The sequence below is a fragment of the Flavobacterium sp. genome (genome assembly GCF_049318185.1).
Classification (GTDB): domain Bacteria; phylum Bacteroidota; class Bacteroidia; order Flavobacteriales; family Flavobacteriaceae; genus Flavobacterium.
In genome coordinates this window covers 1-9,623 of the sequence record NZ_JBMOGV010000086.1, presented here as the reverse complement: position 1 = coordinate 9,623, position 9,623 = coordinate 1, and the positions used below count along the sequence as shown (strand labels likewise).

Below are 9,623 nucleotides of genomic sequence, written 5' to 3'. Positions count from 1 at the left end.
TTTCGTTGTCAAAAATCGCCAATGAACTTTCCATTTTTGAGGCAGGAATTCCCAAAGTCAATTTGGAAAAACCAGCTACTATAAATGATGGTATTGTAAAATTATCTATGGCAGAATTTAAAGATTTCGCTACTACTTTTGATGCTAAAAGAAACAGTTTAATACTTAAAAAATTTGTTCCTGCATCTGGCGCAGCAACAAGAATGTTCAAGTTTTTGAATGAATTTTTAAATGACTATCAACCAGAAAATGAAACAATAAACGCTTACATCAATAGGAAAAAAGATAAAAACCTTCTCATTTTTTTAGCTGGAATTGAAAAATTCCCATTTTATGAAGAAGTAAAATCTAAAGTAAAAAGTTTAGTTGACAATTATTATTCTCTAGAAAGTCACGAAAAAAGCTATCATTTCATTAAAACCATGTTGGCTGCCGAACATTTTGATTTTGCCAATAAACCAAAAGGAGCTTTAAATTTTCATAAATATGATACTCACATTGCCACACCTGTTGAAGAACACCTTAACGAATGTGTTTTTTACGCAGAATCCAATAAGGTATCTAATTTGCATTTTACAGTTTCGGAACATCATGAAAATTTATTTCAAAAAATTGTTGATGATGTTAAAGAAAAAGCAGAAAATGAATCCAATACCGAACTAAATGTTGGATTTTCTTATCAAGACAAAAGTACTGACACTATTGCTGTTGATATGCAAAATAAACCTTTTAGAAATGAAAAAGGCGAATTGGTTTTTCGTCCTGGCGGACATGGAGCTTTAATTAATAATTTGAATACTCTTGATTCCGATATTATTTTTGTTAAAAACATAGATAATGTCATACAAAATCATATTGAAGATATAACACTCTATAAAAAAGGATTAGCTGGTATTTTATTGGAATTTCAGCAAAAAGTTTTCGAAATCTTAACCGCCATTGATAATCAAGAGGTAAATGAAACCACAATCCAAGCAACAATTGATTTTCTGCAAAACAAATTGAATATTGATATTTTGGATGATTTTTATAAATACACTATAGAAGATAAAATCGATTTTATAAAAACCAAACTAAATCGACCAATTCGAGTTTGTGGTATGGTTAAAAATGAAGGTGAACCCGGAGGTGGACCATTTTGGGTAAAAAGTGCCAAAGGAAATGTTTCACTACAAATAGTAGAAACTTCTCAAGTGGATACTCAAAATCCTCAACAACTAGAAATCTTGGCAACAGCAACCCATTTTAATCCTGTAGATTTAGTTTGCGCTACCAAAAATTATAAAGGAGAAAAGTTTGATTTAACTGAATTTATAGATTATAGCACCGGATTTATTGTACACAAAAACAACAAAGGCAACGATTTAAAAAGTTACGAATTGCCAGGTTTGTGGAATGGTGCTATGGCAAAATGGACAACTGTTTTTGTCGAAGTGCCACTGATTACTTTCAATCCGGTGAAAACAGTAAATGATTTGCTCAAACCTGCACATCAACCAAAGTATGAAAACTGATATACTGCTCTCGGAGCTTCAGTTCAAAGCCGTTAGAAGTTCTGGTGCAGGAGGACAAAATGTCAACAAAGTGTCTTCCAAAGTGGTTTTAACGTTTAATCTAAATAATTCTAAAGCATTTTCTGACGAAGAAAAAGAGCTGCTAAAAACCAAATTAGATTCAAAATTATCTTCCGAAAAAGTATTGATTTTAAACTGCGATGAAGATAGAAGCCAACTAAGAAATAAAGACATAATCATCAAACGTTTTTTCGAATTAATAAAAAATGCTTTGATTATCCCGAAGAAAAGAAAAGCAACAAAAATTCCTCGTTCCGTCATCGAAAAAAGAATCAAAGCCAAACGTAATCTTTCAGAAATCAAACAAAACAGGAGAAAGCCAAATTTTTAATTTCAAAATAATTACTTTGATAATTATAATAAAGAGTTATATCTTTGCTTCGTCTCAAAAGGGGTGCTCTAAATTACGAGCTGAGATTATACCCAATGAACCTAGAACAGGTAATGCTGTTTAGGGAAAAATGACAACCAAGTGTGCAAACTTGCTGTCATAGGAACACATCAATTTTTAATTTTAATCAAGAATAATTACCTCTTTTTATTCGTAAAAAATTTACGAATGAAAAATTTATTAAACAACAGAAGCAAGACACTGATTTCTTTTCTCTTTCTTCTTTCTTCTTTCTTCTCTTTTTCACAGGAAAAAGTAAAAGACACTGCCAAAATCAACCCACTCGACGAAGTTTTGGTTGCTGCGGTTCGTGTAACAACAAAAACTCCAGTTTCATTCAGTAATCTGGATAAAAAGGAAATCAAATTCCGTAATCTTGGGCAAGATATTCCCATCCTGATGAACTATATGCCATCGGTAGTCACTACTTCCGATGCTGGAAATGGTGTGGGCTACACAGGAATTCGTGTTCGCGGTAGTGATGCTACACGCGTTAACATAACCATAAACGGGATTCCATTTAATGATGCAGAAAGCAGTGGAGCCTATTGGGTAAACATGCCCGATTTTGCTTCTTCGGTAGAAAGCTTACAATTGCAACGAGGTGTGGGAACTTCAACTAATGGCGCTGGTGCTTTTGGGGCAAGTTTGAACTTACTGACCGATAGTTTTTCAAACGAAGCCAGTGGCGAAATTTCTAATGCTGCCGGAAGTTTTACCACTAGAAAGCATACGGTAAAATTTAGCACAGGACTTTTAAATGATAATGCTGAAAAAAACTCAGCGCGAGGTTTTGAATTGGCAGGAAGATTATCCAATATTGACTCGCAGGGATATATTGATAGAGCTTCATCTGATTTAAAATCTTATTTTTTGCAAGGTACCTTTGTGGGTAAAACTGCATTAATCAAAGCCTTAGTTTTTGGTGGAAAAGAGAAAACCTATCAATCTTGGTATGGTGTTGATGGTGAAACATTAAACAATGAAAGAACATTTAATTACGCTGGAATGTACACTGATGCTTTTGGGAACACAAAATTCTACGATAACCAAACCGATAATTATCAGCAAGATCATTATCAATTACATTGGAATGAAAGACTTTCAGAAAACTGGAGTGGTAACATGGCATTGCATTATACCAAAGGAAAAGGGTATTATGAAGAATATCAAAATGCACAAAATTTTGCAGATTATGGTTTAACACCCATCACTGTTGATGCAACGATTGTTAATACGACAGATTTAATACGTCAAAAATGGCTAGATAATGATTTTTATGGAACAACTTTTTCTGCTAATTATAAGAAAGATAAGTTGGATGTCATTATTGGCGGTGGTTGGAATAAATATGAAGGAAAGCATTTTGGTAAAGTAATTTGGGCGCGTTATGCTTCTACTAGCGAATTGGGAAATCATTACTATGATGATGTAGCTACAAAAACAGATGGCAATATTTTTGCAAAAGCCAATTATCAGATTACTGAAAAAATAAGTCTTTATGGTGATTTACAATTTCGAAATGTAAACTATAAAGCCGATGGTGTCCAACCAACTTTAGTTAATGACACGTTTAACTTCTTTAATCCAAAAGCGGGGATGAGTTACAGTTTTAATGCTAAAAATATTTTCTATTTCTCCTATGCTAAAGCTAATCGTGAACCCAATCGAACCGATTATGAAGGTGGAAATGTAAAATCTGAAAAACTAGATGACTATGAATTGGGTTGGCGATATGTTTCAGATAAAATCAAAGTCGATACTAATATCTATTATATGGCCTACAAAGACCAATTAATTCTAACAGGAAACCTAGATAACGTTGGCAATCCTATCCGTTCTAATAGTGAAAAAAGTTTCCGTTTAGGCCTTGAGGTTGATGCAACAATAGCTATTTCTAAACAAGTTTTTATTCGTCCTAATTTTACTTTAAGCCAAAACAATAATGTCGATTTAGAAGTAGCTGGCGCGAATTTTGGAACAAGACAAATCGCCTATTCTCCATCAGTAATTGCAGGTAATATTTTAGTTTATAAACCAACAGAAAGTTTGCAAGTTGCTTGGCTTTCAAAATATGTCGGGGAACAATTCATGAATAACATAGAGTTGCCTGCCGCTAAGTTGGTAGATTACTTTGTAAACGATTTCAATATTGCATATGAAATCAAAGCTAAATCGGTTTTTAAATCCATTGTTTTAACAGGTTTAGTGAATAATATTTTAGACAAACAATATATTTCCAATGGATATATGTATGATGTTTACCCTTATTATTACCCTCAAGCGGGAATTAATTTCTTAGCGGGAGTGACTTTGAAATTTTAATTGGTAACATATAAATATCCTCCGTTAACATCAACACGATATTGTTTCAAAGGATATTGCTGTCCTGGACTTTGAGCTGTATATAAATTATATACTGAATTATCACAACTACAAGTTGCATTTATGCCAGTTATAGTCATTGGGGCAGTACAAGTGCTATAGGGTTGATTTGGGCAAGCTAAATCAAAAGCTACATAATTATTTCCTGCGTTGAAAACTACAATTCCTCTGGCACCTTGAGAATAATCTACAACATGATTGCTTGCAAACTGCAGATTACTATAACCAGGCAAACTCAAATTTATTTGTAGGTTAACAGAATAATTAGGAATATTAGGGTTATTATTATTAACGCTTCCAGTATCACAACCAAAGGCAAACGGCAATACTAACAATAAAATAAAAATTTTACACATATAAATTTATTTAAAATACTATGGTTTAACAAATTTAATTTAATTAACTTTGACATATGTTAAAACGCTAACAAATTTGAAATAAATTAAAAAATAATATCTTTGCAAAAAGAAATCCCGTTGCGATGGGATTTTTTCTATTTATATAAATGATGAAATTATGAGTACAGTATCTTATTACACGGCAGAAGGATTAAAAAAATTAAGAGAAGAATTAGATCAACTAAAAAGTATAGAAAGACCAAAAGCTTCTCAAGCAATTGCTGAAGCAAGAGATAAAGGGGACTTGTCTGAAAACGCAGAATATGATGCTGCAAAAGAAGCACAAGGCATGTTGGAAATGAGAATTTCCAAATTGGAAGAAGTATATTCAAACGCTAGATTGATTGATGAGTCACAACTTGATGTTTCCAAAGCATTGGTTTTATCAAATGTAAAAATTAAAAATCAAGCTAACGGAATGGAATTAAAATATACTTTAGTTGCCGAAAGCGAAGCCGATTTAAAAACCGGAAAAATATCTGTAAGTTCTCCAATCGGTAAAGGATTATTAGGGAAAAAAGTGGGTGAAATTGCAGAAATCAGCGTGCCTAATGGAAAATTAAATTTTGAAATTTTAGAAATCTCTAGAGACTAATAAATTAGTATTCAGTGTTCAGTTTCTAGTGTTCAGTTATTTTTTAAAACAAAAGAATGAGTTCTATTTTTACCAAAATAATCAACAGAGAAATTCCTTGTTACAAAATTGCTGAAGACGAAAACTACTTGGCTTTTTTAGATGTAAACCCCAATGCAAAAGGACATACACTTTGTATTCCAAAACAAGAAATCGATAAGATTTTTGACATGGAAGAAGAATTGTATCTAGGTCTGATGAAATTTTCAAGGAAAGTGGCCAAAGCTTTGGAAAAAACTGTTCCATGCAAAAGAATTGGCCTAGCAGTAGTTGGTTTAGAAGTGCCACATGCGCATGTGCATTTAATTCCGCTTCACGATATGGATGATATGCGTTTTCAACGAAAAACGTCTTTAACTAAAGAAGAGTTCGAAGAATTGGCGAAAGCCATTCAAAGTAATTTATAAAACTAAAAATCTCGATGTATCGAGATTTTTTTATGCCTTTTTAAAAGAAACTTGCATAGTTGTTCCTTTGCCTATTTCGGAGTGTAAGACTTTTATTTTTCCTTTATGGTATTCTTCTACAATTCTTTTGGTTAAAGATAAACCTAAACCCCAGCCACGTTTTTTTGTGGTAAATCCAGGTTCAAAAATGCGGTTGAACTCCTTTTTTGGAATGCCTTTTCCGTTATCAGTTACTAAGATTTTAACAGTGTGATTGTCATTTTCAATTACCACAGCTAAAGTTCCTTTTCCTCTCATAGCATCAATAGCATTCTTCACTAAATTTTCTATGGTCCAACTGTGTAAAGCTGGATTAAGCGAAACCATAATAGGTTTTTGAGGAGCTTTAAAGGAAAACTCTACTTGTTTAGAAAATCTAGATTTCAAATAGTCAAACGATAACTCTGTTTCTTCTACAATATTTCTTTCCTCGAGTATGGGTTCAGATCCAATTTTTGAAAATCTATCTGTTATGGTTTGCAATCTAGTAATGTCTTTTTCAATTTCTGCAATAGTAGTTTCGTCAACATTATCGGCTTTCATTATTTCGAGCCAACCTATTAAAGAGGACAAGGGAGTCCCAATTTGATGAGCTGTTTCTTTCGCCATTCCAGCCCATAGCTTGTTTTGAGTAGCCATTTTAGTACTACGATAAAAGTTATAAACTAGAGCGCCAAAAAGAAAAATAATCAGTAGTAAAGCAATCGGATAAAATTTTAGTTTTGTAATTAATGATGAATTACCATAATATAGATACCAAAATTTACCCGGATTAGACTCAATAATTATTGGATTATTTTCTTTTTTTAAAATTTCAAGATAATCTCTCAGTTTTGATTTGTCATTAGAAATATTTTCATCAATATTAGTATGATTGATAATTTCTCCTTTTTCAGTTAAGATAATCGGAATTGTTTTGTTGTTACTCATTATTTTGAGCGGCAATGCAATATCATCTGTTTCGGGATTAGCATTGTTGAAAGTTTTTAAGCTTTCTGCCCAAAGCTCCATTTTGACACGCTCTTCGTTTTTAAAAATTTGAAAAAAAGTATAGGTATTCCATAAAATCAAAGCCACTATGACAAATGAGGCCATTATGATAATCCAACGCGTAAAGTTTCTCCTTTCCGAAAACTGCATACCAACTAATTTGGTTTAAAAGTAATGAAAAAATGATAACTTCAAATTTTGATGTAAAGGATTGTAAAGATAAAACATAAAAAAATTACATTTGTATAAACAAACAATATCATGCTTAGTTTCGAACCACATACTCTTTCGCCATCGCAATTACAAGGTTACTTGCAAAGTGCAGTTGCGCCAAGACCTATTGCCTTTGCCAGCACTACGGATAAAAACGGGAAACCTAATTTATCACCGTTTAGCTTCTTTAATGTATTTAGTTCAAATCCACCGATATTGGTTTTTTCGCCTGCAAGACGAGTTAGAAACAATACTACAAAGCACACTTTAGAAAATTGTAAAGCTACCAAAGAAGTAGTAATTAATATGGTCAACTATGATATTGTTCAACAAATGTCATTGTCTAGTACGGAGTATCCCGATGGTGTAAACGAATTTATAAAATCAGGGTTAACTATGTTACCATCAGACATGATAAAACCATACCGAGTGGCTGAAAGTCCAGTTCAGTTTGAATGCAAAGTGAATGATATCATCGCTTTAGGAAATCAAGGCGGCGCAGGGAATTTAATTATTTGTGAAGTAGTAAAAATTCATATTCATGAAAATATTTTAGATGCCAACAAAATGATTGACCAAAACAAAATTGATTTGGTGGCTCGTTTAGGAGGCAATTGGTATTCACGTTCCAATCAAGGATTGTTTGAAGTAGAAAAACCATCAACTGCTCTAGGAGTAGGTGTAGATGCGATTCCTGATTTTATCAAAAAAAGCTCCATTTTTGATGGCAATGATTTAGGTAAATTAGGAAATGTAGAAGCATTGCCAACTCCATCAGAAATTACTATATTTGTACAACAAAATTTTGCTGTGAAAGGTGTTTTGAGTTCAGATGATGAAATGAAAATCCACCAAAAAGCAAAAGAATATTTGAATAATAATGATGCATTTTCTGCTTGGAAAGTGCTTTTAGCAAAACAATAATTATGGAAGTTACTGGAAAAATTAAAGTGGTAAATGCTGAGCAACAAGTGAGTGCTAGCTTTAAAAAAAGAGAATTAGTTGTCGCTACAGAAGAGCAATATCCACAATTTATCAGCATCAATTTTGTGCAAGATAAATGTGATTTGTTGAATAATTATAATGTTGGTGAAGCGGTAAAAGTTTCTATCAATTTGAGAGGAAGAGAATGGACAAATCCTCAAGGAGAAGTTAAATATTTCAACGACATTCAAGGTTGGAGAATAGAAAAATTACAATCAGATGCACCAGCTGCAGGAATGCCTCCAATGCCAGCTGCAGAAGCCTTTGAACCAGCTACTAATTTCAACGAAGAAGAGCACGACGATTTGCCTTTCTAGAAAAAGAGAAAAGATTAAAAAACAAAGACCATTCTAACAGTTTAAATTGTGCGAATGGTTTTTTGTTTACTACTTTTCTTGCCTATTGCTTCTTTCCGCTATTCTCTCAAACATGCATTTTTTAACCAAAGATTTATATTTTCCACCTGTTGACGAAGCTTCTTATGAAGGTGTTTTAGCTATTGGTGGCGATTTATCTGTGGAACGATTATTATTAGCTTATAGTAATGGAATATTCCCTTGGTTTAATGAAGATGACCCAATCCTTTGGTGGGCGCCACCAGATAGATTGGTTGTGGTTCCTCAACTGTATAAAGTTTCCAAAAGCATTCGAAATTTGATGAATCAAAATAAATTTCAAGTAACGTTCAATCAGAATTTTAAAGATGTTATTAGAAATTGTCAACAGATAAATCGCCCAGGTCAAGATGGAACTTGGTTATCCGATGATTTTATTGTTTCTTATACCAAACTCCATGAAATGGGAATTGTCAAATCAGTAGAAGTGTGGCAAAACGATGAACTCGTTGGTGGATTATATGGTACAGATTTAGGACATATTTTTTGCGGCGAAAGCATGTTTTCAAAAGTTTCTAATGCCAGTAAAATTGCATTCGTTTGGTTAGTGAATTATTTAAAAGAAAACAATTATAAACTGTTAGATTGCCAAGTTCATAACGATCATTTAGAAAAACTAGGTGCTTTTGAGATATCGAGAGAAACATTTATGAAAGTATTGCAATCACAGAAAATTACTTCCTCTTCCAACAATCCTCTACATGGTCATTGACCATTCCTGTAGCTTGCATATGGGCATAAACTACAGTTGAGCCTACAAATTTAAACCCACGCTTTTTCAAATCTTTGCTAATGGTATCTGAAAGTGGAGTTGTAGCTTGAATTTCTTTCATGGTTTTTATATTGTTATGAATCGGTTTCCCGTCACTAAAACCCCAAATATACTTAGAGAAACTGCCAAATTCTTCTTGCACTTTCATAAAAGCAATAGCATTGGCAATCGTTCCTCTAATTTTTAATTGGTTGCGGATAATACCAGTATCTTGTAATAATTCTAGAACTTTATTTTCGTTGTAATTGGCAATTTTCTTGTAGTCAAAAAAGTCAAATGCCTTTCTAAAATTATCTCTTTTTTTCAAAATGGTATACCAACTCAAACCCGCTTGAAAGGTTTCCAAAACTAAAAATTCAAACAACTTATCATCATCATAAACGGGATTCCCCCATTCATTGTCATGATAATCTCTATATAAATCGTCTTTCTCGCACCAAG

The 9,623-nt window shown here is 32.8% G+C and carries 11 protein-coding genes; 8 read left to right on the top strand and 3 right to left on the bottom strand.

Annotated features, from left to right (window positions below):
- The 3 genes from ACOYLT_RS08490 to ACOYLT_RS08480 all read left to right on the top strand — a co-directional run.
- On the top strand, positions 1-1,514 hold a 1,514-nt coding region (locus ACOYLT_RS08490; RefSeq protein WP_422853429.1), incomplete at its 5' end, for a DUF4301 family protein.
- Positions 1,504-1,905 carry an alternative ribosome rescue aminoacyl-tRNA hydrolase ArfB gene (gene arfB / locus ACOYLT_RS08485; protein ID WP_422853428.1) on the top strand — a complete coding sequence of 134 codons (402 nt, stop codon included), beginning with the start codon at positions 1,504-1,506 and terminating at the stop codon, positions 1,903-1,905. The genes ACOYLT_RS08490 and arfB, both read left to right, overlap by 11 nt.
- Before the next feature lie 228 nt (positions 1,906-2,133).
- Positions 2,134-4,290, top strand: coding sequence for a TonB-dependent receptor (locus ACOYLT_RS08480; protein WP_422853427.1), 2,157 nt, complete (start codon positions 2,134-2,136; stop codon positions 4,288-4,290).
- On the opposite strand, the gene ACOYLT_RS08475 is transcribed toward ACOYLT_RS08480, so the two are convergent.
- Positions 4,287-4,706: a Rieske (2Fe-2S) protein gene (locus ACOYLT_RS08475; RefSeq protein WP_422853426.1), complete on the bottom strand. Its 420-nt coding sequence runs from the start codon at positions 4,704-4,706 to the stop codon at positions 4,287-4,289. The genes ACOYLT_RS08480 and ACOYLT_RS08475 overlap by 4 nt on opposite strands.
- A gap of 160 nt (positions 4,707-4,866) precedes the next feature.
- Between ACOYLT_RS08475 and greA the strand changes: the two genes are divergently transcribed.
- Positions 4,867-5,343 (top strand): transcription elongation factor GreA, encoded by a 477-nt coding sequence (gene greA, locus ACOYLT_RS08470; RefSeq protein ID WP_422853425.1) that lies wholly within the window; start codon positions 4,867-4,869, stop codon positions 5,341-5,343.
- A gap of 56 nt (positions 5,344-5,399) precedes the next feature.
- Positions 5,400-5,789, top strand: a complete 390-nt coding sequence (locus ACOYLT_RS08465) for an HIT family protein (RefSeq protein WP_422853424.1) — start codon at positions 5,400-5,402, stop codon at positions 5,787-5,789.
- 30 nt (positions 5,790-5,819) lie between these two features.
- On the opposite strand, the gene ACOYLT_RS08460 is transcribed toward ACOYLT_RS08465, so the two are convergent.
- Positions 5,820-6,968 carry a sensor histidine kinase gene (locus tag ACOYLT_RS08460; protein WP_422853423.1) on the bottom strand — a complete coding sequence of 383 codons (1,149 nt, stop codon included), beginning with the start codon at positions 6,966-6,968 and terminating at the stop codon, positions 5,820-5,822.
- Between the two features lie 111 nt (positions 6,969-7,079).
- Here ACOYLT_RS08460 and ACOYLT_RS08455 point away from each other — a divergent pair, with 111 nt between their 5' ends.
- From ACOYLT_RS08455 to aat, 3 genes are all read left to right on the top strand, one after another.
- The gene (locus tag ACOYLT_RS08455; protein ID WP_422853422.1) at positions 7,080-7,955 is read left to right on the top strand and encodes a flavin reductase family protein; all 876 of its coding nucleotides are present in this window, start codon (positions 7,080-7,082) and stop codon (positions 7,953-7,955) included.
- A 2-nt stretch (positions 7,956-7,957) separates the two neighbouring features.
- Complete coding sequence (locus ACOYLT_RS08450) at positions 7,958-8,332, top strand: DUF3127 domain-containing protein (protein ID WP_422853421.1); 375 nt, start codon at positions 7,958-7,960, stop codon at positions 8,330-8,332.
- 112 nt (positions 8,333-8,444) lie between these two features.
- On the top strand, positions 8,445-9,122 hold the full coding sequence (gene aat, locus ACOYLT_RS08445; RefSeq protein ID WP_422853420.1) for a leucyl/phenylalanyl-tRNA--protein transferase: 678 nt from the start codon (positions 8,445-8,447) through the stop codon (positions 9,120-9,122).
- On the opposite strand, the gene ACOYLT_RS08440 is transcribed toward aat, so the two are convergent.
- Positions 9,085-9,623, bottom strand: a 539-nt coding sequence (locus ACOYLT_RS08440) for a DNA-3-methyladenine glycosylase I (protein WP_422853419.1), incomplete at its 5' end; no start/stop codon positions are given. The genes aat and ACOYLT_RS08440 overlap by 38 nt on opposite strands.